The sequence below is a fragment of the Streptomyces sp. NPDC058683 genome (genome assembly GCF_042716195.1).
Lineage (GTDB): Bacteria > Actinomycetota > Actinomycetes > Streptomycetales > Streptomycetaceae > Streptomyces.
On the sequence record NZ_JBHXSK010000014.1, the window covers coordinates 43,496 to 68,769 of the forward strand.

The 25,274-nt window shown below is 71.0% G+C and carries 22 protein-coding genes; 11 read left to right on the forward strand and 11 right to left on the reverse strand.

Annotation, left to right across the window (positions count from 1 at the left end; all coding sequences use genetic code 11):
* Positions 1-2 precede the first annotated feature (2 nt).
* From ACFWXC_RS17050 to ACFWXC_RS17070, 5 genes are all read right to left on the reverse strand, one after another.
* A complete protein-coding gene (locus ACFWXC_RS17050; RefSeq protein WP_384479673.1) occupies positions 3-3,029 on the reverse strand; it encodes an alginate lyase family protein in 3,027 nt (1,008 codons plus the stop codon).
* Positions 3,030-3,103: 74 nt separating this feature from the next.
* The gene (locus ACFWXC_RS17055) at positions 3,104-4,630 is read right to left on the reverse strand and encodes a glycosyl hydrolase family 28 protein (protein ID WP_384479406.1); all 1,527 of its coding nucleotides are present in this window, start codon (positions 4,628-4,630) and stop codon (positions 3,104-3,106) included.
* Between the two features lie 33 nt (positions 4,631-4,663).
* Positions 4,664-5,527, reverse strand: coding sequence for a carbohydrate ABC transporter permease (locus ACFWXC_RS17060; RefSeq protein WP_384479408.1), 864 nt, complete (start codon positions 5,525-5,527; stop codon positions 4,664-4,666).
* Positions 5,524-6,522, reverse strand: a complete 999-nt coding sequence (locus ACFWXC_RS17065; RefSeq protein WP_384479410.1) for a carbohydrate ABC transporter permease — start codon at positions 6,520-6,522, stop codon at positions 5,524-5,526. The genes ACFWXC_RS17060 and ACFWXC_RS17065 overlap by 4 nt, the downstream gene beginning before the upstream one ends.
* Positions 6,519-7,868 carry an extracellular solute-binding protein gene (locus tag ACFWXC_RS17070; RefSeq protein WP_384479412.1) on the reverse strand — a complete coding sequence of 450 codons (1,350 nt, stop codon included), beginning with the start codon at positions 7,866-7,868 and terminating at the stop codon, positions 6,519-6,521. Before ACFWXC_RS17070 ends, ACFWXC_RS17065 begins: the two co-directional genes overlap by 4 nt.
* A gap of 332 nt (positions 7,869-8,200) precedes the next feature.
* Between ACFWXC_RS17070 and ACFWXC_RS17075 the strand changes: the two genes are divergently transcribed.
* From ACFWXC_RS17075 to ACFWXC_RS17100, 6 genes are all read left to right on the forward strand, one after another.
* Positions 8,201-9,529 carry an ABC transporter substrate-binding protein gene (locus tag ACFWXC_RS17075; protein WP_384479414.1) on the forward strand — a complete coding sequence of 443 codons (1,329 nt, stop codon included), beginning with the start codon at positions 8,201-8,203 and terminating at the stop codon, positions 9,527-9,529.
* A 10-nt stretch (positions 9,530-9,539) separates the two neighbouring features.
* On the forward strand, positions 9,540-10,424 hold the full coding sequence (locus ACFWXC_RS17080) for a carbohydrate ABC transporter permease (protein ID WP_384479416.1): 885 nt from the start codon (positions 9,540-9,542) through the stop codon (positions 10,422-10,424).
* A complete protein-coding gene (locus ACFWXC_RS17085) occupies positions 10,424-11,329 on the forward strand; it encodes a carbohydrate ABC transporter permease (protein ID WP_384479418.1) in 906 nt (301 codons plus the stop codon). The genes ACFWXC_RS17080 and ACFWXC_RS17085 overlap by 1 nt, the downstream gene beginning before the upstream one ends.
* Positions 11,326-12,966 carry a family 43 glycosylhydrolase gene (locus ACFWXC_RS17090; protein ID WP_384479420.1) on the forward strand — a complete coding sequence of 547 codons (1,641 nt, stop codon included), beginning with the start codon at positions 11,326-11,328 and terminating at the stop codon, positions 12,964-12,966. The genes ACFWXC_RS17085 and ACFWXC_RS17090 overlap by 4 nt, the downstream gene beginning before the upstream one ends.
* 198 nt (positions 12,967-13,164) lie before the next feature.
* On the forward strand, positions 13,165-14,229 hold the full coding sequence (locus ACFWXC_RS17095) for a LacI family DNA-binding transcriptional regulator (protein WP_384479422.1): 1,065 nt from the start codon (positions 13,165-13,167) through the stop codon (positions 14,227-14,229).
* Between the two features lie 30 nt (positions 14,230-14,259).
* Positions 14,260-14,463 (forward strand): hypothetical protein, encoded by a 204-nt coding sequence (locus tag ACFWXC_RS17100; RefSeq protein ID WP_384479424.1) that lies wholly within the window; start codon positions 14,260-14,262, stop codon positions 14,461-14,463.
* A gap of 106 nt (positions 14,464-14,569) precedes the next feature.
* Here the strand turns inward: ACFWXC_RS17100 and ACFWXC_RS17105 are convergent, their stop codons facing one another.
* The 4 genes from ACFWXC_RS17105 to ACFWXC_RS17120 form a co-directional block, all read right to left on the reverse strand.
* Entirely contained in the window at positions 14,570-14,815 is a 246-nt protein-coding gene (locus tag ACFWXC_RS17105) for a hypothetical protein (protein WP_384479426.1), read from the reverse strand.
* Positions 14,812-15,678: an isocitrate lyase/PEP mutase family protein gene (locus ACFWXC_RS17110; RefSeq protein WP_351729279.1), complete on the reverse strand. Its 867-nt coding sequence runs from the start codon at positions 15,676-15,678 to the stop codon at positions 14,812-14,814. Before ACFWXC_RS17110 ends, ACFWXC_RS17105 begins: the two co-directional genes overlap by 4 nt.
* Positions 15,679-15,836: 158 nt before the next feature.
* Positions 15,837-16,487, reverse strand: a complete 651-nt coding sequence (locus ACFWXC_RS17115) for a ThuA domain-containing protein (RefSeq protein WP_384479427.1) — start codon at positions 16,485-16,487, stop codon at positions 15,837-15,839.
* A gap of 31 nt (positions 16,488-16,518) precedes the next feature.
* Positions 16,519-17,061: a membrane lipoprotein gene (locus ACFWXC_RS17120; RefSeq protein WP_384479429.1), complete on the reverse strand. Its 543-nt coding sequence runs from the start codon at positions 17,059-17,061 to the stop codon at positions 16,519-16,521.
* A gap of 163 nt (positions 17,062-17,224) precedes the next feature.
* Here ACFWXC_RS17120 and ACFWXC_RS17125 point away from each other — a divergent pair, with 163 nt between their 5' ends.
* Positions 17,225-17,620, forward strand: coding sequence for a VOC family protein (locus ACFWXC_RS17125; protein WP_384479431.1), 396 nt, complete (start codon positions 17,225-17,227; stop codon positions 17,618-17,620).
* Here the strand turns inward: ACFWXC_RS17125 and ACFWXC_RS17130 are convergent.
* Positions 17,609-18,280: a helix-turn-helix domain-containing protein gene (locus ACFWXC_RS17130; protein ID WP_384479433.1), complete on the reverse strand. Its 672-nt coding sequence runs from the start codon at positions 18,278-18,280 to the stop codon at positions 17,609-17,611. The genes ACFWXC_RS17125 and ACFWXC_RS17130 overlap by 12 nt on opposite strands.
* Positions 18,281-18,478: 198 nt before the next feature.
* Complete coding sequence (locus ACFWXC_RS17135; protein WP_384479435.1) at positions 18,479-19,615, reverse strand: YihY/virulence factor BrkB family protein; 1,137 nt, start codon at positions 19,613-19,615, stop codon at positions 18,479-18,481.
* 150 nt (positions 19,616-19,765) lie between these two features.
* Here ACFWXC_RS17135 and ACFWXC_RS17140 point away from each other — a divergent pair, with 150 nt between their 5' ends.
* From ACFWXC_RS17140 to ACFWXC_RS17155, 4 genes are all read left to right on the forward strand, one after another.
* The gene (locus ACFWXC_RS17140; protein WP_384479436.1) at positions 19,766-21,409 is read left to right on the forward strand and encodes an acyl-CoA dehydrogenase family protein; all 1,644 of its coding nucleotides are present in this window, start codon (positions 19,766-19,768) and stop codon (positions 21,407-21,409) included.
* A 383-nt stretch (positions 21,410-21,792) separates the two neighbouring features.
* Positions 21,793-23,070 (forward strand): GAF domain-containing protein, encoded by a 1,278-nt coding sequence (locus ACFWXC_RS17145; protein ID WP_384479437.1) that lies wholly within the window; start codon positions 21,793-21,795, stop codon positions 23,068-23,070.
* 184 nt (positions 23,071-23,254) lie between these two features.
* The gene (locus tag ACFWXC_RS17150; protein ID WP_384479439.1) at positions 23,255-24,589 is read left to right on the forward strand and encodes a hypothetical protein; all 1,335 of its coding nucleotides are present in this window, start codon (positions 23,255-23,257) and stop codon (positions 24,587-24,589) included.
* A gap of 43 nt (positions 24,590-24,632) precedes the next feature.
* Positions 24,633-25,223: a GNAT family N-acetyltransferase gene (locus ACFWXC_RS17155; RefSeq protein ID WP_384479441.1), complete on the forward strand. Its 591-nt coding sequence runs from the start codon at positions 24,633-24,635 to the stop codon at positions 25,221-25,223.
* The last annotated feature ends 51 nt before the right edge of the window (positions 25,224-25,274 follow it).

Below are 25,274 nucleotides of genomic sequence, written 5' to 3' on the forward strand. Positions count from 1 at the left end.
GTTCAGGTGAGTGCGACACTCACCTCTTCGAATTGCGCGGTGCCGAGGGCCGACGGGGTGCGGGAGCACACCACCAGGCCCACGTGGTAGGGGGCGTCACCGAAGGCGGGGATCGTGCCCGTGGCGAGCGGGCTCCAGGTGACGCCGTCATCGGCGGAGACGGCGGCGGCGAAGGCGGTCCCGGTGCGCTTCAGCCGCAGCAGCAGGGGCAGTCGGACTGCGGCGGTCCCGGTGAAGGCGGAGGCTCCGGCGACGGTCGGGCGCAGCATCAGCTGGGCGCCGGCCCCACCGGTGACGATCAGGCCGGCCGCCTGGTCGAAGGGCGACAGCGACTTGGTCATGAGGAGCCCCACCCGGTCGGCGGTGGCCCCGGAGCGGGAGACGAGCCGGGCGGTGAGTTCGCAGTCGCCGGAGACCTGGCGTCGTACGAACTGGCCTGTCATCCCCTGTGAGTTGACGTTGAGGTCGGCTCCGGCGCCGCGCACGGTAAAGGCGCCGTCGGCGTAGGCCGCGTCGCCCGGGGTGAGGACGGCGACGACGCCGAGGGTGCCGTAAGCGCCGCGGTCGAGGACCACGTCACCGAGGTCGCCGCCGGTCCAGGGCTCGGGGAGGGCCGGGACGACGGCGGCCGGGGGTGCCGTGGCCGTGGTGACGGCGGGCATCACCGCGCCGACGGACGCCGAACGCGGCCCGCGGCCCGCGCAGTTGGTCTTGGCCACGGCGTAGTGGTACGTCGTCCCGGAGGTACCGCTCCCGTCCGTGTACCGCACCCGGGTGCCGAAGCCGACCGCACCCGCGTCCCGGGCGAGGGTCCGGTACGGCCCGTGCGCGGACGGGGCGCGCAGCACGGTGTAGCGGGCCGACGGGTCCGGGTCGGTCCAGGCCAGCTCGACCCCGCCGGAGCCGGCGGCGGCGAGCAGATCGGTGGCCCGGCGGACCGGGCGCGGCACCCGCCACCCCGCGCCACCCCGGGACACCACACTGACGTTGTCGAAGGCGCCCGTGCCGGTCTCGGCGTACTCCTCGTCGATGCCCAGGCAGGAGGTGAGGACGAGCCCGGCGTACGCGGTACGCGGCAGCTCGCACACGGTCGATCCCACCTCGGTCCACCGCACCCCGTCCGCGGAGATCGCCCCGGTGCAGCGGTCCCCCTCCCGGGTCACCCGCACCCAGTACGGCGCCCGCAGCCGATAGCCGTCCCCCGCTCCCTCGACGTACGGGGCCGTCAGCGGGGTCGCCGACTCGGGCAGCGTGCCCAGGTCGGAGATCGGGAAGCCGGCGCCGGTGGTGATGGCCCGCTGCTGGCTGGGCGGCACCGGGGTGCTCCCGGTCGCGGAGATCCCGGCACCGGCCGCCGGGCGCACGCTCCACACCCCGCTCCAGGTGTGCAGGGGCAGCCCCTGGATCAGCGTCGAGGCATGGGCGTCGGACGGGTCGAGCGACGCCCTGAGGGTGACGCCGGTCTTGGCGTACTGCGAGCTGAGCGGCCAGACGATCCGGGCGGTGACACTGCCGTCGCCGTGCAGCGGGAGGTGAACGAGGCGGTAGGTGTCCGCGGTGCCGCTCGCCTCCAGCACGAACCGTTCACCGTCGAAGCGCGCCGACCCGGGGATGCGTACGGCTCCCAGGTCCCGGGTCCGCCACGGACGCGGGAGTCCGGCGGTCGCCGAGACCACGGCCGAACTCCCGCTCCTCCCGAGGGAGTTGGCGGCGACGACCGAGTAGTAGTAGGTCCGGCCGGGGCGTACCCCTCCGTCGCTGTACGACGGCGACCGTACCTCGGCAAGCCGCTCGTGGGGACCGCCCGGGTGTTCGGCGCGCCGCACCTCGTAGCGCGTCGCGCCCGCCGACGGCAGCCAGGACACCGTGACCGCGTGCGCGTCGCCGTCCGCCGTGAGGCCCGCCGGCGGCGTCGGCACGCTCGGGGCGGGGGCCGCGGCGCCCGCGTAGGCGAAGGTGCCCCAGCTCGGCAGGTCGTCGTTGCTGCCCTCGACGACCCGGATGCCGCCGGTGCCGCGGAAGACGGCGGCTTGCGTGTGGGGCGTGGCGAGGCCGCGGACCCCCGCGTAGTGGGCGTAGTACATCTCGTAGACCGGGGGCAGGGTGCCCCGGGAGACCGCCGAGACCGCCGTCTTGACGTACTTGCCGGTGCGGTCCAGGTCCGGGGTGAAGGGGACGTCGTCACCGAGGTTGTAGCGGGCCGCGTACTCCGCGTTGGCGAGGATGCGGTTGCCGTCGTAGCCCCACAGGTCCACGCCCTGGTTCCAGGCGACCTGGGCCGCGTCGCCCATCAGGCCCACCGCGAGCTGTTCGTGGCCCTGGTCGCGGCCGGACTCCTGGCCCTGGCCGGCGTCGGTGACGACGCGGTGGCGGACGCTGCCGTTGCCCGCGCCGGCGGCGGCGAACCGCAGGGCGTCCTCGTAGAGGGCGCGTTCCTCGCAGAACACGCCGATGGCCAGGATGGTCTGAAGGGCCGTCAGGTCCCAGTTGCCGTTGGCGTAGAGCATGTAGCCGGAGACGGCCGGATACCAGACGTCGAGGAAGGACGCCGCGCAGCGGGCGATGTCGGCGTCCGCCCAGCCGTCGTAGCCGGTGTGGCGCAGGAGTTCGGCCGCGTTGGCGAACTTGAAGCCCTGCAGGCCCGCGCCGAGCGGGCCGTCGGCACCGGTGACGATGGTGAGGGAGCCGGACCAGGCATTGAGGATGTCGCGGGCCTTGTCTGCGTGCGCGCGGTCGCCGGTGACGGCCCAGAGCAGGGCGTTCTGGTAGGCGGCGGCCGAGTCGGCGACGGCCTGGTTCTGGAAGTTGGCGGGGCCGCGGCCCCAGGAGGTGATCTGGCCGGTGTTCTGGACGGTGTACGTGCTCTGCGAGCGGGCGTGGGCGGCGAGGGCGAGATAGCCGTCGTAGATCGGGGACTGTCTCGTGGCGACCGCGGATCGCATGCGGGCCAGGTCGTCGGCCGTGTGCAGGATGCCGGGGTGAGTGAAGGCGAAGTCCGCGAGGCCGTCCGCCGCCCCGGCCGCGGGCATGAACAGCGTGTTCGTGCCCGCGGCGAGCAGCAGGGCGCCGGAGGACTTCAGCAGGGAACGACGGCTGAGCGGGGTCACTGGGCGGCCGCCTCCGCCTCGGCGGTGGTGAGGAACTTCAGGTTCGTCACGTGCTCGTTGGAGAACCACTGGATGGTGTCGGTGGTGTAGTACCAGCTCGGCTTCTTCATCGAGTCGGCGATGACGACCCCGTTGATCACCAGGTTCTCGAAGGTGACGTTCGTGATGGCGTGGTCGGCGTCGTAGCCGAGGAGGAGCGAGGGTTCGGCGTGGGTGCCGGTGTAGGTGAGGTTCTTGACGTAGACGTCCTCGATGCCGCGGCCGACCGAGGTGTTGTACTTCGTGTTGTACATGACCTTCATGTAGATGACCTGGCCCCAGCGGAAGTCCTCGATCCGGACGTCCTCGATGCGCACGTTCCTGATGAGGTTGGAGTCGCCGGGGTTGAGCGCGATGCAGCCCTGGTAGTTCATCTGGGGTTCGCGGTGGTCGAGGATGTCGATGTTCCTGATGACCAGGTTCTCGATCGTCTCCGGGGCGTCGGTGTTGCCGTGCGTGCCGATGTTGATCGGATGGGCGACGTCGGCCCACAGCGAGCAGTTCTGCACGGTGATGTTGCGGGTGTCGCCGTAGTAGTCCCAGCGGTGGGCGTAGATGGCGATGCAGTCGTCGGAGTTGCGCAGGAAGCAGCCGTCGAGGACGACGTCGCTGGAGGAGAAGATGTCGATGCCGTCGCCGTTGCCGCGCGAGCTGAAGCCGCGCACCTTCTTGATGTGGACACTCTTGGCCTCGCCGAGGGTGGTGATGTAGCCGCCCGGGTTCATGATGATGACGTCCTCGACCCGGATGTGCTTGCTGCCCTCGCAGAGCACGCCCCCGCCCGGACCGGCCCAGATCATGCCGTGGCCTTTGAGGGCGGCCCTCTCGACGTCCTTGAAGTAGACGGTCGCCTTGAGGACGGCGCCGCCGGCGAGGTAGACGGTCTTGCCGCTGGGGACGGTGAGGACGCCGCCGGTGACGGTCTGCACGCCGGGGCCGAAGTAGATGACGTCGGGGTCGTCGGCGGCCGGCGGGCGGTGCTCGATCCGGTTGGTGACGACGTGCAGGCAGTCGAAGATCTCGTCGTTGATCTGGACGACCAGGTCCTTCGGCTCGTCGAGGGTGAACCGCAGGGCGTCGCCGAGGAGTTCGGGCGTGATGCCGTACGAGTCCGGTCTCACCCGGGCCTTGGTGGTGCCGCCCTTGAGGTAGGTCACCTCGACTTCGACGGAGCCCCGGAAGTCGAAGTAGACCAGGGAGGAGTTGTAGACCTTGCCGGAGCCGGTGGCCGGGTTGATCTCCTCGAACTGGGGGCGGTAGATGTCCAGGGTCTGCCAGTCGCCGTCGGGGGCGGTGCGCACCCGCACCTGGAAACTGGTGTTGGTCGGTACGGCGGCCGGGCGGGGGTAGGTGACGAGCCTCCGTGCGGAGTTGCGGGTCTCCGCGTGGGCGGCGCCGGCGGTCAGCCCGCCGGACAGTCCCGCGGCGAGCGCGGTGACTCCGGCCGCTTGCAGGGCGGTACGGCGGGAGAAGGGTGCGTTCATCTCTGACTCCTTGCAACAGGTCGGCGGTGCGGGCTACTTGAGGCCGGACGTCGACAGGCCGGCGACGAAGCCGCGCTGGGCGACGAGGAAGACCAGCAGGATGGGGACGACGTACATCACGGAGGCGGCGGCCTGGAGGTTGGTGATGGGGGTGCCGGCCGAGGAGACATAGGTGGTCATCACGGCGACCGCGAGGGTGGAGCGGTCGGTGGACAGCAGGAGCTGCGGCGCGATGTAGTCGCCCCAGGTCCAGGTGAAGGCGATGACGAAGCTCGCGGAGAGCACCGGCCAGGACTGCGGCAGGAAGATCCGCCAGAACATCCCGGCGTATCCGCAGCCGTCGACGATGGCCGCCTCCTCCAGTTCGCGGGGCAGGCCGGCGAAGAACTGCCGGAAGAGGAAGACCAGGTAGGGGGCGGACGACAGGCCCCACAGCACCCAGGGCCAGTAGGTGTCGACCATGCCGAGCTTGGCGAAGATCAGGTAGGTCGGCAGCAGGGTGATCATCTGGGGCAGCATCATCGAGCCGATGAGGATGCCGAACAGGATCTTCTTGCCGGGTGCGGTCAGCCGGGCGAAGCCGAAGCCGACCCAGGCGGAGCTGAGGGTGACGAGGGTCGCGTAGATCGTCGCGATGATCAGGGAGTTGCGGGCGTAGCCGAGGAAGTCGATGAGCCGGTAGGCGTCGGCGAAGTTGTGCCACTGGAAGTGGGTGGGCAGCCAGTGCACGGGGGCGGCGGCCAGTTCGGCCGGGGCCTTGAGGCCGGTGAGGACCAGCCAGCCGAACGGCCCGAGGAACAGGCCGGTGACGCCGACGAGGACCGTGTAGAGGACGAGCCGGTTGACGCGTATCCGCAGCCGGGCCGGGGACTTGGGGTTCACGCTGGTGGCGGTCACTTCTTCGCCTCCGGGTCGACGTTGTAGAACACCACGCCGGAGGTGAACCTGAAGATGAGTCCGGTCGCGATGAGGATCAGGACGAAGAGCACCCACAGCAGTGCGGAGGCGTATCCGTAGCGGCCGAGCGCGAAGTACTCCGAGAACACGTGGATCATGTACGTGTAGTTGGACTGCGGGATCGTGGTGAGGCCGCCCGTGGTGGAGATGGGGGCCAGCAGCATCGGCATGATGGTCTGCACCGAGGCGATCACCCCGGTCACGGTCTGGAAGAGCAGCACCGGCGACAGCAGCGGCACGGTGATGCTGCGGAAGGTCCGCCAGGCGCTCGCCCCGTCGATGCGGGCCGCCTCGTGGAGCTCGCGGGGCACGTCCTGGAGCCCCGCCAACGAGATGATCATGATGTTGCCGGCCGCCCAGAGGACCGTCATGACGAGGACGTAGCGGGCGTACGGGTCGGCCAGCCAGCCGATCGCTTCGAAGCCGAAGAAGGTCAGAACCCCGTTGGCGGCGCCGGAGTTCTGGTCGAAGAGGTTCTTGAAGGCGATGCCCGCGCCCACCGGGGGCACCACGGCCGGCAGATAGAGCAGGGTGCGGAAGAGCCCGCGTCCCCTGATCGGCCGGTTGACCAGTACGGCGAGTGCGAGCCCGGCGACGATCGACAGCGGCACCGAGAGAAGCGCGAACAGGCCCGCCCGGCCCAGGGCGTCCCAGGTCGCCGAATCGCCCATCAGCTCGCGGTAGTTGCCGAGGCCGACGTAGTGCCAGTTCGGTGAGATCCCGTCGTACGTGGTGAAGCTCAGCCACAGCGCGTAGGCCATCGGTGTGATGGTCAGCAGCGCGAACCCGATGATCCACGGGGAGGTGAACAGGTAGAAGGCGCGGTGCCTGCGGACCGTCATCGAGGGCCCGGTGCGCTCGGCGGAACCGGTCCGGCCGGCACCCGCGGTCGCACTCGGCCGTCCGGCGACGGAGGAGACCTGATCGACCGTCATCCCACTTGCTCCTTCCCACGCTTGAGCTGCTGGTTGATGGACGAGTTCAGGCGCCCGGCAACGGTGTCGACGGAGATCCCGCCCGTCATCGCGGGCGTGGCGACCTGGTTGAAGAGCGCCTCGAAGGCGTCCCCCGAGATGTAGGGCGACAGGGAGACCACCGAGAAGTGCCGGAGCTCGTTCTCCTGTGCCTTCAAGGTCCGTTTCTGGTACTCCTCCTTGGCCGGCATCAGCGGTCGCAGGGACTTCAGGGTGGGGATGCCCCAGCCACTGGAGGCGCGCGCCTTGGCCGGTGCCTCGCCGAAGAACCACTCGAAGACCCGCCACGCGGCGTCCTTGTTCTTCGCCTTCCGTGGCATCCACAGGCCGGTTCCGCCCTGGCAGGCGCTGATGCGCGGGCCGCCCGCGAAGACGGGGGCGGGAGCGAGCCGGGAGACCTGTGCCAGCTTCTTGTCGGTGCCGATCATGCCGCCCATCCAGTAGCCGGAGTTCGACATGGCCAGCCGTCCGGCCTGGTAGGTCGGCCCGTCCCAGCCGTTGGGGTCGGGCAGGACCGGGCTGGGCCCGACCTTGAGCCTGCAGTAGTCGAGGTACCAGGCCAGCGCCTTGCGGGCCTCGGGGGTGGTGAAGTCGACCTGGGAGAAGTCGTCGCTGAAGAGGCTGCCGCCGGCGGAGGCGGTCATGGTCGCCATGAGGGTGAGCTTGACCAGGCCGTTGTAGCTGCCGCCGAAGACGGTCGTCTGGCCCTTGGAGCGCTGGGCGAGCCGCCGGGCGTCGTCCAGCCACTCGTCGAAGGTGACGGGCTCGGTCTCCGACGGGTAGGTGACGTTCTTCTTGTCGAAGGCGGCGGTGTTGAACCAGAACATGGAGTCCTGGGAGAAGTCCTTCGCCATGCCGTAACGGGGGCCCCTGCCCTGGAACTTGCCGTCGTAGCGCCACAGGTCGTTGACGGGGTCCAGGTCGTCGAGCCTGAGGACGCTGCTCCCGGCGAAGTAGTCGTCCAGCTCCTGCATCACGTCCCGTGCCGCGAAGTACGCCGCGTCCACGGCCCCGACACCGCGCACCAGGTCCGGCGGGTTGCCGCTGGTGAGCATCGCGATCAGCTTGGTGATGTCGTAGTCCACCCGCTTGATCGTGACGCCGGTTTCCTTCTTGGCCTGCTGGACCAGGTCGGGGCTGAGGTCGTCGGCCTTGACCATCATGGTGACGGTCTCGCCCGAGCTGCTCACCCCGGTGGACACCTGGAGCGCACAGCCGCCGAGCGACGCCGCTCCGGCCGAGGCGCCGGCGGCCGACAGGGCGAGAAAACGGCGCCGGCTGACCGGGGCACGGGCGTGCGTCTGCATGAACTACCCACTCTCTGGAACGAGGTGACCGAGTGTCGGCTCTGGTTGGCAACCGGTTGCTATGAGCGGTGAGGGGAGCTTCGACCCGTACGGAGGCATCGTCAAGGGGGGTGACGAACTTTCGAAAACCGTTCGGCGGCAACCGGTTGCCCTTGTGTACCGGTTGCTGCTCACGAGCCGTTCGGCCGACCGCACATCGAAAGATTCCGGCTCATACCCCTTGCTGGGAGCGGGCGGACCGTCCTACCGTCTCGTGGAAACCGGTTTCTAAGGCACTGCCGAGCCGCCGCCCTCTTCGCCGAGAGCGCCCACCTCCGAAGGAACACGGTCTGATGAACTCCACCAGGTTGGTCCGCGCCGCGATCGCGGGCCTCGCACTGACGGGTCTGCTCTCCGCCTGCGGCGGATCGGGCTCCGGCTCCGGCGGCTCCGACTCGGCCTCCGGCCCGGTCACCCTGCCCTTCTGGGGCTGGGCGAACGGCCAGGAGGCCGTGGTGAAGGCGTTCAACGCCTCCCACAAGGACGTCCGGCTGAAGTACACGAAGGTGACCGACCAGCTGACCATGCAGAAGCAGCTCACCAACGCGGTGAAGGCGGGCAACGCGCCCTGCCTGGTGCAGAACACCGCCGAGTACGTGACGAGCTGGGTCGCCCAGGGCGCCCTCGCCGACATCACGAAGTACGTCGACCCGGCCAGGGACAAGTTCAACCCGGGCTCCTGGTCGGCCGCCCAGGTGCAGGGCAAGCTCTACGGCGTCCCCACCAGCTCCTCGCCGAACTTCACCGTCTACCGCACCGACATCTTCCAGAAGTACGGCATCGAGGCCCCCACCACCTGGGACGAGTTCATCGCGGCCGGCAAGGTGCTGAAGAAGCACGGCATCAAGATCACCAACTACGCCGGTGAGGACCCCAGCACCCTCGAAGTGCTCGCCATGCAGGCCGGCGCCCACTGGTACGCGATCGACGGCGACTCCTGGAAGGTCGACTTCCAGGACGCGGGCACCCTGAAGGCCGCCGACGTGATCCAGCAGATCATCGACAACGACCTCGACTCCAAGCTGTCGTTCGCCGACTACGCGGCCGTCCAGCGGAACTACGACAACGGCGGGACCGCGACCCGGCAGATCTCCACCTGGCAGATGGCCGGCATGGTGCAGAACTTCACCAAGTCCTTCGGCAAGTGGGCCCTGGCCCCCTGGCCCGCCTTCACCGGCGAGCCCGCGAAGACCCCGGCCGGCACCAACCTCACCGGCAGCGTCACCCTCGTCACCAAGCAGTGCGCCCACCAACAGCAGGCCGCCGAGGCCGCGTTGTGGATGTCGACCGATTCCGGCGCGGTGAAGACGATGGCGAGCCCGACCACCGGCAACGGGGTGATGCCCGCGCTGGCCGACAGCAGCGCCTACGTCGACGAGGCGATCTCGCAGAAACTGCTCGGCCCGAACTACACCCCGGCGAAGAAGGTCGTCACCGACAGCCTGGCCGACGTCACCACCGACTGGACCTTCGGCCCCGACTGGACGGCCATGTTCACCGAGCTGCAGAACGGCTGGGCGAAGGTGGTCAGCAAGCAGCAGAAGGTCACCGACCTCCTCGCCCACATGCAGGAGTGGACAGTGGGCGACCTGAAGTCCCGCGGCATCAGCGTCAAGGGCTGAGGCGGCACGGATGGTCCGTTCGCAGCGCTGGAAGGGCGCCGCCTTCACCCTGCCCTTCCAACTCGGCTTCGTCTTCCTCTACCTGGTCCCGATCGGGTACGCCGTCCACCAGTCGCTGTACCGCTCGCGGTCGTCCGGCCTCGGCCTCGGCGGCACCACGGACGAGTTCTCCGGCCTGGCCAACTACCGGCAGGGCCTGACGGATTCGGCTTTCCTCGACTCCGTGTTCCGCGTGCTCGTGTTCGCCTGCGTGCAGATCCCGGTGATGCTGCTGGTCAGCCTGCTTCTCGCACTCTTCCTGGACGCGCTCGCGTCCCGGACGGCGGGCCGCTTCCGGGTGCTGCTGCTGGTGCCGTACATGATCCCCGGCGTGGTCGCGGCGATCGTCTGGATCAACCTCTACAGTCCGGACGTCGGCCCGCTCACCCCGCTGGGCAAGGCGTTCGGACTGTCCTGGAACTTCTTCGCGCCGTCGATGGTGTGGCCGTCCATCGGCAACCTGCTGACCTGGCACGGCATCGGCTACAACATGGTGATCATCTACGCGGCGCTGCAAGGTGTGCCCCGCGAGCTCTTCGAGGCGGCCCGGCTGGACGGCGCCTCGGAGCGCCGTATCGCCCTCAGCATCAAAGTCCCCTACGTACGCGGGGCGTTGGTCCTCACCGGCATGCTGTCGATCATCCAGATGCTCCAGATCTTCAACGAGCCGGCCCTGTTCCGCAATGTCACGCCCCAGACGGTGAGCGACAGCTTCACGCCGATCATGGTGATCTACAACCAGGCGTTCAACGCGGGCAACTACCACTACGCGGCCGCCCTCTCGGTGCTGCTGGCCCTGATCCTCGGCGTCGCCTCCTTCCTCTTCTACCGGCTGACCTCGAAGGAGGCCGACTGATGGCGCTCACCGAGGAGCGGACGCGGAGCCACCCCGTCCGTCGCATCAACAGGCCTGACCCGGCGGCCCGTTCACGAGGCGGCCAGCGCTTCCTCCTCGTCGGTCTCGCCCTGGCCAGCGCCTACAGCCTGTTCCCGCTGTGGTGGCTGACGGTCGCCGCGACCAAGGACCGCACCGCCCTCTACCAGAGCAACGGCCTCTGGTTCTCCGGCTGGCACCTGTGGGACAACCTGCGCCAGCTGTTCACCTACGAGGACGGCATCTTCCTGCGCTGGACCGCCAACTCCTTCCTCTACGCGGGGGTCGGCTCGCTCGGCGGCACGCTCATCGCCCTCGCCACGGGCTACGGCCTGGCCCGCTTCCAGTTCCCGGGCCGGGGCGTGGTGTTCGCCTGCGTGGTCGGCTCCTTCCTGGTCCCCATCGCCCTGCTCACCCTCCCCCTCTACCTCCTCTTCTCGAAGATCGGCCTGGTGGACACGCCCTGGGCGATGCTGATCCCCTGCCTGATCAACCCGTTCAGCGTCTACCTCGCCAAGGTCTACACGGAGGCCACGGTCCCCTTCGAACTCCTGGAGGCCGCCCGCATCGACGGAGCGGGCGAGCTGCGCATCTTCTTCTCGATCGTCCTGCGCATGATGACGACAGGAGGGGCCACGGTCTTCCTCCTGGCCTTCGTCAACACCTGGAACGCCTTCTTCCTCCCCCTCACCATGCTGCGCGGCGAGGAGAACTGGACCCTGAACCTGGGCCTGTACAACTGGTCCGGCAAGCGGCTCGAATCCGGGGTCGACCTGACCGGCCTGGTCCTCACCGGCGCCCTGCTCTCCATCGTCCCGATGGCCGTCATGATGATCGCGATGCGCCGCTACTGGCGCACCGGCGTCACCCTGGGAGCCCTCAAGTGACCGTGCTCCACAACCCGGTGATCCGCGGCTTCGCCCCCGACCCCTCCCTGGTCCGGGCCGGCGACTGGTTCTACCTGGCGACCAGCTCCTTCGAGTGGTTCCCGACGATCCCGATCCACCGCTCCCGCGACATGGCCCACTGGGAGTACGCGGGCCATGTCGAGGGCGCGGCCCCCGGCGGCTCCCTGGCCGGCGTCCCCGACTCGGGCGGCATCTGGGCCCCTTCGCTGAGCTGGGACGGCGAGCGCTTCTGGGTGGTCTACTCGATCGTCCGCTCGGTCGGCACCCCGTACTTCGACGCGGACACCTACGTCAGTACGGCCACGGAGGTGTCCGGCCCCTGGAGCCCCCCGCGCCGCGTCCCGAGCCACGGCTTCGACCCCGCGCTCCACCACGAGGAGGACCGCCTCTGGCTCCTCAACCTCCAGAACGACCACCGCCCGGGCGGCCGACGCTTCGCGGGGATCGTCGCCACGGAACTGGACCGGGTGACGCTCGCCCCCGTCGCCCCCACCCGACTCCTCCTCCAGCACGACCGGTTGATCGAGGGCCCGAAGCTGCTGAAGCGGGACGGCTGGTACCTGCTGGTGCTGGCGGAGGGCGGTACAGGGTTCGAGCACGGGGTGCGGGTGGCCCGCAGCAGGAATCCCACGGGCCCGTACGAGCTGGACGAACGGCCACTGCTGACGGCCCGGGACGACCCCGAGTGGCCGTTGCAGAAGGCGGGACACGCGGAGTTGGTGGAGACCCCGGAGGGCGACTGGTACTTGAGCCACCTGACGGCACGCCCGCTGAAGACACCGGAAGGCCCACGGTGCCCGCTCGGCCGGGAGACGGCGATCCAGGCGGTGACGTGGGACACGGAGGGCTGGCCGAGACTCCGGCACGGGGATTCCCGTCCGGCGATCACGGTCGAGATACCTGAACCGCAGCGCCCTGCTTTCAGGGGCGCGGGGCGGCATTCGATATGCGGCGACCGCCGCGTGAGCGCGACAAGCCCCCACCCACCCACACCCGGCGAACAACCCTGGTACACCCTCCGCTCCCCCGCATCCCCCATCTGGATCGACAGATCCACCCGCCCCGGCTGGCTGCGCCTCCGCGGCCACCACGGCCCCGACTCCCTCTGGTCCCACCACCTCCTGGCCCGCCGCATCACCGAGCACCACACCGAGGCCCAGGTCACCCTCCACGCGACCCCGTCCACCTTCACCCAGTCCGCCGGCCTGCTCCTCTGGTACAACACCTCGGCCTACTACGCCCTGGACCTCACCTGGTCGGAACCAGAGGGCGAAACCCAGCACGGTCAGCAGTGGCAGCACACCGGCCGAACGGTCCTCGCCCTGACCGCACGGGACGAGAACGAAACCCACCGCGTATCCGAAAAGGAAGTCGACACGGCCACCCCGCTCACCCTCGGCGTCACCGTCGACGGCGCCGACGCCCGGTTCTGGCACCTCACCGGCGGCGCCCGCTCCCCCATCGGCCCGCCCCTCGACTTCACCCGCCTCTCCGACGACCACGGCTCCCGTCTCCGCTTCACCGGCGCCCTGGCCGCGATCCACGCCGTGGACCTCGTCGACGCGTCCTTCACCGCCGACTTCACCGATTTCCGAGTCACCTGCAGACCCGCCTGATCCGACCGCCCCTGTTCGAAGTTTCGAAAGCGCCGCCGGGAATGATCCCGCGAATTCCCAGGTCTTCACGCCGAGTTGACGCGCACCTATCGTAGGAAGCGCTTACTCCACGGCTTGCACGCAGACCGCGGAGGTGGCGTTGGTCGCAACTTTCGTCACCTTCGTTGGCCCAAGGGCGGGCCGGAGAGGCGGTTCCCCATGGTCCGTGCCGGGGGTACGAGCGTGGCGGCGGCCGGTCCTACGCTGGCGGTGGTGGCCCGCGAAGCCGGCGTCTCCGTACCGACCGCGTCGAAGGTGGTCAACGGCCGTGACGACGTGGCCCCCGAGACCCGCCGCCGGGTCACCGAGGCCCTCGAACGGCTCGGCTACGTCCGCAGGCCGCGGTTCGACGCGGCGAAGGCCCCCGCCCTGATCGACCTGGTCGTGCACGCGCTGGACAGCTCATGGTCGGGCGCGGTGCTGCACGGGGTGGAGGAGGCGGCGTACGAGGCCGGTCTTGAGGTCGTGGTGTCGGCGGGGCTGACCCGGACGCGGGCCGGCCGGCCGGAGCGCGGCTGGCTGGACAAGCTCACCGCGCGCGGCTCCTCCGGGGTGCTGTTCAACCTGGCCGAGCTGACGCAGTCGCAGTACGCCTGGCTGGACCACCACCGCATCCCGTACGTGCTGCTCGACCCCGTCCATGAACCCCCGGCGGGAGTCGTGTCGGTCGGGGCCGCGAACTGGCAGGGCGGTGTGTCCGCGACCGAGCATCTGCTCTCGCTCGGCCATGAGCGGATCGCGGTGATCGCCGGCAACCGGCGCAGGATGTGCAGCGGCGCCCGAGTGGCCGGCTACCGTTCGGCGCTCGCCTCGGCCGGGCTGCGCCATCGCGGCGAGTACGTCCGGCACGCGAGCTTCGACGAGGGCACGGCCCGGCATCGTATGCACGAGCTGCTCGACCTGCCGGAGCCGCCGACCGCCGTGTTCGTCTGCTCGGACCGGATGGCGCTCGGGGTGTACTCGGCGCTCGCCGAGCGCGGGCTGCGGGTGCCGGACGACATCAGTGTGGTCGGCTTCGACGATCTGCCCGAGGCGCGCTGGGGCACCCCGGCGCTGACCACGGTCCGCCAGCCGCTCGCGGAGATGGCGGCGACCGCGCTGCGGCTGCTGGTGCGGCTGATGCACGGGGACCGTCCGGAGGGCACCCGGACCGAGCTGTCGACACGGCTGGTGGAGCGGGCGAGTACGGCCGCCCCGCCTGCCCGTTCAGCCGTACGAGGGTGACCGGAGCCCCTTCAAGATCGTTTCCAGTGCATGAAACTCACCCTGCGTACCGCGGCGGCCTGTGCCCTGGCCGCAGCCGCCGTGACCACGGTCCTGGGCAGCGCCCAGGCCACCACCCGTACCGTCGCCCCGGCCCAGCACCACGCCAGGGTGGCCGCGCCGACCGACGAGCACGACCCGAAGGAGGACGTGGAGCTGGACGAGAACGGCCGCCCGGACCTGAACGAGGACTGAGACGGAGCGCCCCGTCAGGCGCGCCGGGAGTACCCCCGGCCGAAGGCTGGGGGAGGAACTGCGCGACCAGCCACACCGGTCCCGCAGTTCCCCACCGGCCGGCCCTTCAGTCGTCGTCGTCCTGAGGCGGCTCACCGAACAGTGCCTGGATCGCGTCCACGGCGCTGCCGTCGTGGTCGCTGCCGGCCGTCCCCCTCCCGGCCTGGACGTTCGCCGTGCGGTCCACCTCCAGGATGGAGTCCGCGTTGGAGTTGTCGATCACAGTGATCAGGCTCCCGGCCGCGCACGCGGGCACCGCGGCCGCGCCGAGAAGTGCCGCCGCGACCGCCACAGCCGTCGGTAACCGCCTCACACGCCCACACCCTCGGGCTCGTCGAGCCGTTCCCGGGCGATGTTGCGTTCCAGCAGAGTGGTGGACGCCTTGACCCCGACGCCACCGGCCGCGTCCACCTCGGGGAGCCGGCCGTCCGCCGCCTTGAGCTCGCCGAGCGCGCTCTCCATGGCCTCGTGCGCGGCGAACAGACAGGGAGTGGAGTAGATGGCGACGTCGACACCGAGTTCGTCCAGTTCGGTGAGCGAGAGCCGGGGCGACTTGCCGCCGCCGATCTGGTTGAAGAGCAGCGGCTTGTCGCCGACGACCTTGCGGATGCGGCGGATCCACTCCTCGCTGCGGACCCCGTCGACGAGGATCACGTCGGCGTCGGTGGCGGCCAGCCGCTCCGCGCGGTGCAGGATGTCGTGCTCGTCGGTGGCGTCCGTACGGGCCACGACGAGCAGGTCCTGTCGGGTCGCCAGGACCTTCTCCAGCTTGTCCAGGTACTCCTCCAGGGGCAGTACCTGCTTGCCGTCGGCGTGCCCGCAGCGGCGGGGCCGCTTCTGGTCCTCCAGGATCACCCCGGAGGCGCCGATGCGTTCCAGCCCCTCCACGACGTGGCAGGCGACCTCCGGGTCGACGTAGCCGTCGTCGATGTCGACGAGGAGATGGTGGTGCGGGAACGCGCCCCGCAGCCGCTGGACGAAGGCCACCATGTCGGGCCAGGCGATGAACCCGATGTCCGGCAGGCCGTAGTACGACGCGGCGAAGCCGAAGCCGGAGACGAACATCCCGTCGTAGTGTTTGGCCGCGATCGATGCCGAGTACATGTCATACACGCCGATCAACGGGGTGGTCCCCGGTCCGGCGATCTGTTCGCGCAGCTTCTTCCCGTAAGTCAAGGTCCGGCCCCTCCTGTGGGTGGGTGGCGCGGCGGCTCGATGGCCTCCGCGTCTCGACGCCCTTTGCCAAGACAAGAGCATGTCTAGATACGCACGTGACTATCTCCGTGCGCGAGCTTTACTCACCCCAATGGCGGATCGGGTTCACCGGAGAAACGTCACTGGCCGAGCCGGGCGGCCCAGGCCAGACCCCCGTGCAGATGGGACAGGAAGGCCGAATCCCGGTACGCCTCCCGGGCATGCCCCAGTGCCGTGTAGAACACCCGTCCGGCTCCCTGCTCGCGGCACCAGGCCAGCGGATGGTCGTCCCCCGTCGCGCCGCCGTCGTACGACGACTCGTCGGCGCGCAGCAGCACCCGTACCCGGCCGCGCGGGTTGTCCCGGAAGTCGTACCACTCGTCCGTGAAGTCCCAGACGGCGGGCAGGTGCCGGGTCGCCGGATGGTCGTGGTCCTCGACGAGCGCCCGGCCGGGCTGGTACTCCGGGTGGCGCTCGAAGCGGGCGCCGAGGAGTTCGCCGTAGTAGGGCCAGTCGTACTCGGTGCAGGCCGCCGCGTGCACGCCGGCGAAGCCGCCGCCCGCCTCGACGTGGGCGGCCAGCCGGGCACGGCCCGCCGGGGTCAGGATCTCGCCGCTGGTGGAGAGGAAGACGACGGCCGCGTACCCGTCCAGCGGCTGTTCGAGGGCGGCCGGGTCCTCGGTGGCGTCGACGTCGAAGTCGGTGAACTCCCGTACGGCCGCCACGGCGTCGGGGATCGAGTCGTGGCGGTAGCCGGTGGTGCGGGTGTGGAGGAGCAGTCGAGGGGCCATGGCCGCATGGTCGCCCATGACCGCCGACGGTTCAAAGGCCGGGCGTCGGCACGCTGTTGTCGGGGGCGCCGTCGCCGTTGGACGGCAGGTCGCCGCGCTGCACCGGCTGGTCGTCGGTGAAGGCCGGGTCGGGCGTGGGCAGCAGGGTGTCGAGTTCGCCGGCGGTGGGACGGTGGATCGCGCGCACCGCCTTGCCCAGCACGGCGTCGGAGACCCCGCCCTCGCCTTCGAGCCACACCACGCAGTCCTTCTCCGTCACCTCGTACTTGTGCTGGCCGGCGTAGCGCAGGTGGTCGGTGTAGAGATGGATGACGGCGCCGGTCTTGTCCGCGTACGAGGCGGAGAACCCGTCGTCGCCCTGCACGCCGACGGACTGCTGGGCGAGGGTGAACCCCGGCGCCTCGGTGACATAGACCAGCTCCGGGTCCATGCCCAGCGCCTTGGCCTTGGCGGCGAGTTCGGCCGGGTCGGCGGGCGAGCCGGAGGCTCCGGAGTCCGCCTTCTCGGTACCGCATCCGGCGAGCAGGGCGGCGGCGAGGAGCAGGGGCGGCAGAACGCGCACGGCACGGATCATGCGCTCATCGTGCCGCACAGGCGTTCCACAGGCATCGGGTTTTCCGGTCGCCCCGCTGCTCGCCGTGTCCGCGACCGTCCCCGGCCCCGCGGGAGCCGTGCCCTCCGGCCGGGTGTCCGATTCCTTCAAGACCGGCGCCCGGCCCTCCGCCTACGGTGACGCCATGACTCCACGATTCGCCGTGATCGGCCTGGTCGCCTCCGACCTGACCGCGTCCCTCGCCTTCTACCGCCGCCTGGGCCTGGAGTTCCCGCCTGGCGCCGAGGAACAGCCCCATGTCGAGGCCGAGTTGCCCGGCGGGCTCACCCTCGCCCTGGACACCGAGGAGACGGTCCGCTCCTTCCACCCGGCCTGGCGCCCGCCGGCCGGCGGCGGCCGGACGGGGCTCGCCTTCCGCTGCGGGTCGCCCGCCGAGGTGGACGCGGTCTACGAGGACCTGGTCGGCGCCGGGTACCACGGCGAGCTCAAGCCGTGGGACGCCTTCTGGGGCCAGCGGTACGCCACCGTGCACGACCCCGACGGCAACGGCGTCGACCTGTTCGCCCCGCTACCCGAGTAGCTCGGTCAGCGGCAGCCCGGCCAGCTCCCGCACCTCACGGGAGAGATGGGGCTGATCCGCGTACCCCGCCCGGACCGCGGTCTCGGCGAGCGGGACCCCGCCCCGGGCGAGCGAGAGGGCCCGCTGCATCCGGAGCACCCGGGCGAGCGTCTTGGGCCCGTAGCCGAAGGCGGCGCGACTGCGCCGGTGCAACTGGCGGGCGCCGAGGCCCAGTTCGTCGGCGGTGGCCGCCACCGGGCGTCCCGCGTCCAGCGCTTCGACGAGCCGCCGCAGCGACGGGTCGGGCGGGACGGGCCGCTCCAGGGCGATCTGCTCCAGCGCGGCGGCGGGATCACCGGCGGCACCTACCCGGGCCCGCAGCCGCCGTACGACGGAGGCCGGCCAGAGGTCGCTCAGCTCCACACGCCGGTCGAGCAGTTCGTACGCCGGCACGCCGAGGACGGCGGGCGCGGTACCGGGGTAGAAGCGGAGGCCCACCCACCGGCCCTGGGCGCCCTCGGTGACGTACGCGCGCGTGTCGGGCCCGGCGACCAGCAGCCGCCCCTCGTGCCAGAGCAGATCCATACACCCGTCGGGCAGCACACGCCCCGATCCGCCCTCGCCAGGGGTATTCACCCAGACGACCGCACCGGAAAGCCGAGACGCCCGTTCCTTGTACACATGGGCCAGCGTAGACGCGCCCCGTCAGGACACGGGGCCATGCGCGATACGCCGGCTTCACCGCGCCCCGTCAGAGGCGGGGGGGCGATACGCCATCCTGATCGTGCCCCTTCAGGGGCGCGCGGAACTGCGCGAGCAACCACCCACAACCCGCACCCCGCCGAACACCGCACCCCCACGGCGAACCCGCCCCGGCCCTCAAGCCTCCGGCTTACGCGGCGGCGGATGGCTGCTCTTCACATGCGTACGCAACCGCGCCGTGACGTCCTCCGGCGGCAGGAACCGGGACCACCGCTCCGGGAACTCGGACGGCATGTCCGGATCCTCGGGGTCGACCTCGCGCGCCGCGGCCGCGCGGGCGACGTACTCGGCGACCTGGGCCTCCCGCAGCCGTTCGTTGGCGGCGCGGGCCGCGGCCGTGGCGGCGGCCGGCCAGACCCGGTCGATCGCGGCGTTCACGGCGGCGCCGACCAGCACGGCGAAGGCGGACACGCCGATCCACAGGAGCACGGCGACGGACGCGGCGAGGGAGCCGTAGATCGTCGCGCCCTCGATGGTGTTGGTCAGGTAGATGCGCAGCAGGAAGCTGCCGAGGACCCACATGGCCAGGGCCACCAGGGCACCCGGCACGTCCTCGATCCACGGCGAGCGCACCGGCACGGAGACGTGGTACAGCGTGGTCAGGAAGACGATGGACAGGACGATCACGACCGGCCAGTACAGGACCTGTACGACCGTCTCCGACCACGGCACGATCCGGACCACCGCGTCCGGCCCGGCCACCATCAGCGGCAGCGCCACCGAGCCGATCAGCAGGGCCGCGACGAAGAGCAGGAAGGACACCACCCGGGTCTTCACGATGCCCCGGACGCCGTCCAGGCCATACATCACGGTGATCGTGTCGATGAAGACGTTCACCGCGCGGGAGCCCGACCACAGGGCGAACAGGAAGCCGATGGAGATCACGTCGGGGCGGCCGCCCCGCATCACGTCGTGCAGGATCGGCTCGGCGATCTCCTTGACGCCCTTGTCGGACAGGACCGTGCGGGAGGCGTCCAGGAGGTTGGCCTCCAGGCTGGCGATGGTGTCGGCGCCGGTCCAGTCGTCGACGTAGCCGAGCAGTCCGATGAGGCTGAGCAGCAGCGGCGGTACGGACAGCAGGGTGAAGAAGGCGGCCTCGGCGGCGAGGCCGAGGATGCGGTACTCCATGCAGGAATTGACGGTGTCCTTGAGCAGCAGCCAGGCCGTCCTGCGCTTGGAGACGTTCCGGTAGAGGGCCCTGGCCCGGTGGAGCCGGCCGGAGGGCCGCTCGGGGGTATCGCTTGCTGGCTGCACGCCCTAACGGTATCCGCCGTCCGGGGCGGTACTCATCTTCCGGGGCCCCGAAGCGATCTTCCGGGACCCGGCGGGACCTTGCGGCGCGGCCGGGGGCACCGCCGTGTCACGCTGGAGACCACCGCCGTCGCCCCGGGTAGGTTCGCAGACATGGCAGGCACCCCCACGCATACCGTGACCAACCAGCCGCCTCCGCTGGCCGGATACGACCTCTTCGCCGCCGACCGCGCCCTCGTCGAGGCCGTGGCCCGGCACACCGGCCCGGAGCTGCTGGACGAGGTCCGTGCCGAGCTGTCGTCGATCGGCGTCTCGGCGGGTTCGGCGCAGGTGCAGGAGTGGGGGGTGCAGGCCAACGAGCACCCGCCGCGGCTGCGCACCCACGACCGCTACGGCCACCGTGTCGACGAGGTCGAGTTCCATCCCGCCTGGCACCGGCTGCTCGGCAAGGGCGTGGGCGCGGGCCTGACCACCGGCTGGGTACGGCCGTCCGGGCACGTCCGGCGGGCGGCCGCCTTCCTGGTCTGGACCCAGGTCGAGGCCGGCAACTGCTGCCCGCTGTCGATGACGAACGCGGCGGTGCCCGCGCTGCGCGCCGACCCGGAGCTGGCCGCCGTGTGGGAGCCGCTGCTGACGTCCGTGATCTACGACCGTGAGCTGCGGCCCGCCGCCCGGAAGGCCGGCGCCCTCTTCGGCATGGGCATGACGGAGAAACAGGGCGGCAGCGACGTACGCGCGAACACGACCTCCGCCGTGCCGCTCGCCGAGTCCGGGACGTACGCGCTCACCGGACACAAGTGGTTCTGCTCGGCCCCGATGTCGGACGGCTTCCTGGTGCTGGGCCAGGCACCGGACGGACTGACCTGCTTCCTCGTGCCGCGCGTCCTGGCGGACGGCACCCGCAACGTCTTCCTCCTCCAGCGCCTCAAGGACAAGCTCGGCAACCGGTCGAACGCGTCGGGCGAGGTCGAGTTCGACGGCACCTGGGCGCGGCGCGTGGGCGAGGAGGGGCGCGGGGTGCGGACCATCATCGAGATGGTCGCCGCGACCCGGCTCGACTGCGTGCTGGGCTCGGCGGGGCTGATGCGGCAGGCGGTGGCACAGGCCGTGCACCACTGCACGTACCGCGAGGCGTTCGGCGGGAGGCTCGCCGACAAGCCGCTGATGCGCAACGTCCTGGCCGACCTCGCGATCGAGTCGGAGGCCGCGACGACGCTCGCGCTCCGGCTGGCCGCCGCCTACGACGACGGGAGCGAGTCCGAACGGGCCCTGCTGCGGCTGGCGTTGCCGGCCGCCAAGTACTGGGTGACCAAGCGCTGCGCGCCGGTCGCCGTGGAGGCCGCCGAGTGCCTGGGCGGCAACGGCTACGTGGAGGAGTCGGGGCTGCCCCGGCTGGTGCGCGAGTCACCGCTGAACTCGGTCTGGGAGGGCGCGGGGAACGTCCAGGCGCTGGACGTCCTGCGGGCGTTGCAACGCGAACCGGCAGCACTGGACGCCTACCTCCAGGAGATCGGCCGCGCCCACGGCGCCGACCACCGCCTGGACCGCGCGGTCAAGGACCTCTTCTCCGAACTGGCCGACCTGGAGGGCATGGAGGCCAGGGCCCGACGCCTCGTGGAACGCCTGGCGACGGTCCTCCAGGGCTCCCTGCTGGTCCGCTTCGCGCCCCCCGAGGTGGCCGACGCCTTCTGCGCGTCAAGACTGGGCAACGACTGGGGTTCATCCTTCGGCACCCTGCCGAAGGGCCTGGACCTGGCAGCGGTGATGAATCGAGCAAGGGTGCGCATCCCTACCTGAAGGGGCGCGGGGAACCGCGCGAGCAACCCACCACTACCGTCGGCCGCCGACGCACCTGGTAGCGCAGCCCCTGCCGCGATCGGCTCCCCGCCGGGACGCGGGGGTGGTGCTGCGCCGACACGGCACCACCCCCGCTTCGGCCCATGTCAGGCCACGACGCCGGAGCGTCGGCTCAATTTTCGGCCAACCCCGGTCCGTTCACCAGGGTTGCAAGGGGTTGCAACATGACGGTGTCTGTGAGCGGACTGTGTGCCTCGGGCACTGGAAAACGGCAGTATGAGACGCGCAGTCGGACCGGAAACCGCCGCCCGGACGACTTGACAAGACTCTTCCATGCCTTTTTGCGAGGACTGTCCGGGAGGACCTCAGTGGGGAACCCGCCGATGGACGTGGCGCGACTCGCCGCGGTGGACGCGGCGCAGGCGGCGCGGTTACTGAGCGAACTGCGCGAGGCCAGACTCGCCGGACACCGTGGGCGGATCGCTCCCCGGCCGGTGATCGAGCAGTCCTGGGGGCGGACGCTGCGCAGCGGCGTCGACCCCGACCACGACCTCCGTTCGGGACTGCTGTCCGCCGACGAAGTCCGGCGCAAACGTGAGGAGTCACCGCTCAGAGATGTACTGCCGGTGTTGCGGGAGGGGTTGCTTTCGGTCGCGGACGTCGCCCGGCACATCATGGTGGTGGCCGACGCCGACGGCCGGGTGCTGTGGCGCGAGGGTTCCTCGCCGGTGCTGCGCAAGGCCGACGGTCTCGGCTTCGCGCCCGGCGCCGACTGGCGGGAAGACGTCGTCGGCACCAACGGGGTCGGCACCCCGGCGGTGGTGCGGCGCCCCGTCCAGGTCTTCGCCGCCGAGCACTTCGTCAGCTCACTCAGCTCCTGGACATGTTCCGGCGCACCCATCTGCGACCCCCGGGACGGCAGGCTGCTCGGTGTGGTGGACGTCAGCGGTCCGCTGGAGTCCATGCATCCGGCCACCCTCGCCTGGGTGAACTCGGTGGCGAAACTCGCCGAGGCCCGGCTGCGGGAGCTGCATCTGGACGCGCTGCAGCGGCTGCGCGCGGTCGCGGCGCCGGTGCTGGCCCGGCTGGGCGGGCGGGCGCTGGTGGTGGACGCCGACGGCTGGACGGCGGCGGTCATCGGCATGCCGTATCCCCAGCGGCTCGCGCTGCCCAAGCCCCTTTCGCCGGGCCGCCGCTGGCTGCCGGCGCTCGGGCTGTGCTCGGTGGAGCCGCTGGCCGGGGGCTGGCTGCTGCGCGCGGTGGACGATCCGGCACCGGCGGGCGGCGGGCGGCTGGTGCTCGACCTGTCCCGGCCGCGCCGGCCCTCGGTGACGGTGGGCGGCGGCGCCGGCTCCTGGTCCCGGGAACTGAGCCCCCGGCACGCCGAGTTGCTGTATCTGCTGGCGGTGCGAGGTGCCGGGCGGAGCGCGGCCGGGCTGGCCGAGGACGTCTTCGGGGACGCCTCACGGACGGTGACCGTGCGCGCCGAGATGTCCAGGATCCGGCGCTATCTGGGGGCGCTGCTCGAACACCGGCCCTATCGCTTCCGGGAGGACGCGGAGATCGAGGTGCTGCTCCCCGCCGACCCGCACGACCTGCTGCCCTGCTCGACCGCCCCGGCGGTGGCGGCGGGCAGAGGGCCTGCCCCCCGGTCCAGGTGAAGGCCCGCACCCCAGGGCTCATTCAACGCATCAGGGGCATAAGAGGACGCATCTTCCGCATATTTACGCGGTCTACGCGGTACGGCCGCCCCGACTGCCGTAGCATCCCGGTGCGGGCATCCCCACCTGCTCCTCGGTCAACGTACGGACCATGGGGCGCAGTTGGCCCGCCTCGGGAGGAGACATGAAGCATCGCGGCAGACACCGGCGGCGCAGGCGGGGCACGGCACTGCGGGCCGCCCTGGCCGGGGCCGCGCTGGCGCTCACCGCGACCGCCACGATCGTCAGCGCCTCGCAGGCCACGGTCGCCGAGAACCCGGGCGCACTGAAGCCGCTGACCTCTGCCGCCGACACCGCGCCGCTCCAGCTTCAGGAACACCTCGTGCCACGCCGCTCGCTGGACCGGCTCGCCTCGGCGATGGGCGGGACCGTCGGGGTCACCGACGTCCTGGCCGACGCCGACCACAGCCTGCGCGAGGCGGCCGACTGCGACTCCGACGACCGGGACTCACTGCCGGCCACCCCGGAGGCCACCGAGGCGTACTGCTGGGATCCCACCGACACCCTCACCGACGACTGGCGGCCGGCCTCGGTGACCACCTCATCCGACGCGGACGACGACGGCCTGTGGGGCGCCAACCGGGTCGTCCTGGCCGGCTGGACGCACAGCACCTCCAGCGGCCCGGCCGCCTCCCGGGGCCTGGCCAGGGTCGCGGTCGTGAACGAGAACGACCCGGCGCACCCCTCCTACTCCTGGGTCCTGCTGACCGTGCCCAGCGCCGACGGCCGTACCTACCGGGGTCTGACCTCGGAGATCTCCGGCATGGTCTGGTACGAGGACAAGCTGCTGGTCACCACCACCCCGGGCAGCGCCGACGCGCTCTACGTCTACGACCTCAACCGCATCCAGCGCACCTCGGTGCTGACCGACGCGGTCGGCCGGGTACCCGGCGGCTGGTCGGCCGACGGCTTCCGGTACGTGATGCCCGCCGTGGGCTCGTACCGGTTCACCGCGGGAGCCTGTTCCGCGGCCGGCGCGCCCTGTCCGAGCGCGCTCTCCGTGGACCGCGGGACGGCCCCGGACAGCCTGGTCCTCGGCGAGTGGACACCCGCCGGCAGCGATCAGCGGGCCCGGCTGTGGCGGTACGCGTTCGACGAGAACCCGAAGCACGACGGACCGCTCGCCACCGACGCCACCGGCCGGGCGGACGCGGTCGAGGCGTACCTGACCGGGGCCTCCGAGATCCGGGGCGTCCTGTCGTACCGACCGCCGGGCGCGACCGCCTCCGAGTGGTACGTCGGCCACCTCCCCGGCGCCATGGACGGGCACGGCAGCCTGTGGCGGCAGGACACCGAGGGCGCACAGGCGGCCAGCTGCGGCTCGGACGCCTCGCACCGCTGCTGGGGCGAGAGCGCCGGCTCGCTCTCCTACGCCCCCGACACGGGCGAGGTGTGGTCGGTCACGGACCGCATGCTGTTCTCGGTGCCGCTGCGCTCGATCGACGCGTCGCTCCGATAACGGACATCGACACGGCCGGGGCCGGGATGATTGCCTGGCCCCCATGAGCAGCGTCGTCGTGACCACCTGGTCCCTGGAGCAGACCTCCCCGGCCGACCTCCGCCCGGCCGCCACGCCGGAGGGCGGCACGGTCGGGGTCGTCCGCTCCGAGATCCCCTCCCCCGAGTTCAGCCGCTTCCTGTACGCCTCGGTCGGCGGCGACATCCGCTGGACCGACCGGCTGGGCTGGACGTACGCCCGGTGGCGGGAGCACCTGGAGCGGCCGGGCGTGGAGACCTGGGTCGGCTACGACCGGGGCACCCCGGCGGGCTACGTCGAGCTGGAACCGCAGGACGACGGAGTCGTGGAGATCGTCTACTTCGGCCTGATACCGGCGTTCCGGGGCCGCCGGATCGGCGGTCACCTGCTGTCGTACGGCGCCGCACGCGCCTGGGACCTGGCGGAGCGGTGGCCCGGTCTGCCGCCGACGAAGCGGGTGTGGCTGCACACCTGCAGCCTGGACGGCGAGCACGCGATGGCCAACTACCAGCGGCGGGGCTTCAGGCTCTTCGACACGAAGATCGAGGAGGAATCGGACGTCCCGGCCCCGGGGCCCTGGCCGGGGGCCCGTCCGGAGTCACGTCCCGGGGCGTGACGCGGGGCGTGACCCACGCCACCCTGTCTCAGTATTCAGAATAGATCCGTC

Excerpts from the sequence above, each read along its gene's own strand:
- ACFWXC_RS17150 (WP_384479439.1), top strand. The coding sequence starts at position 23,255 with ATGAAGCATCGCGGCAGACACCGGCGGCGCAGGCGGGGCACGGCACTG.
- ACFWXC_RS17145 (WP_384479437.1), top strand. The coding sequence starts at position 21,793 with ATGGACGTGGCGCGACTCGCCGCGGTGGACGCGGCGCAGGCGGCGCGG.
- ACFWXC_RS17115 (WP_384479427.1), bottom strand. The coding sequence starts at position 16,487 with ATGGCCCCTCGACTGCTCCTCCACACCCGCACCACCGGCTACCGCCAC.
- ACFWXC_RS17155 (WP_384479441.1), top strand. The coding sequence starts at position 24,633 with ATGAGCAGCGTCGTCGTGACCACCTGGTCCCTGGAGCAGACCTCCCCG.
- ACFWXC_RS17140 (WP_384479436.1), top strand. The coding sequence starts at position 19,766 with ATGGCAGGCACCCCCACGCATACCGTGACCAACCAGCCGCCTCCGCTG.
- ACFWXC_RS17075 (WP_384479414.1), top strand. The coding sequence starts at position 8,201 with ATGAACTCCACCAGGTTGGTCCGCGCCGCGATCGCGGGCCTCGCACTG.
- ACFWXC_RS17050 (WP_384479673.1), bottom strand. The coding sequence starts at position 3,029 with ATGCCCGCGGCCGGGGCGGCGGACGGCCTCGCGGACTTCGCCTTCACT.
- ACFWXC_RS17095 (WP_384479422.1), top strand. The coding sequence starts at position 13,165 with ATGGTCCGTGCCGGGGGTACGAGCGTGGCGGCGGCCGGTCCTACGCTG.
- ACFWXC_RS17085 (WP_384479418.1), top strand. The coding sequence starts at position 10,424 with ATGGCGCTCACCGAGGAGCGGACGCGGAGCCACCCCGTCCGTCGCATC.
- ACFWXC_RS17080 (WP_384479416.1), top strand. The coding sequence starts at position 9,540 with ATGGTCCGTTCGCAGCGCTGGAAGGGCGCCGCCTTCACCCTGCCCTTC.
- ACFWXC_RS17100 (WP_384479424.1), top strand. The coding sequence starts at position 14,260 with ATGAAACTCACCCTGCGTACCGCGGCGGCCTGTGCCCTGGCCGCAGCC.
- ACFWXC_RS17065 (WP_384479410.1), bottom strand. The coding sequence starts at position 6,522 with ATGACGGTCGATCAGGTCTCCTCCGTCGCCGGACGGCCGAGTGCGACC.
- ACFWXC_RS17120 (WP_384479429.1), bottom strand. The coding sequence starts at position 17,061 with ATGATCCGTGCCGTGCGCGTTCTGCCGCCCCTGCTCCTCGCCGCCGCC.
- ACFWXC_RS17070 (WP_384479412.1), bottom strand. The coding sequence starts at position 7,868 with ATGCAGACGCACGCCCGTGCCCCGGTCAGCCGGCGCCGTTTTCTCGCC.
- ACFWXC_RS17055 (WP_384479406.1), bottom strand. The coding sequence starts at position 4,630 with ATGAACGCACCCTTCTCCCGCCGTACCGCCCTGCAAGCGGCCGGAGTC.
- ACFWXC_RS17125 (WP_384479431.1), top strand. The coding sequence starts at position 17,225 with ATGACTCCACGATTCGCCGTGATCGGCCTGGTCGCCTCCGACCTGACC.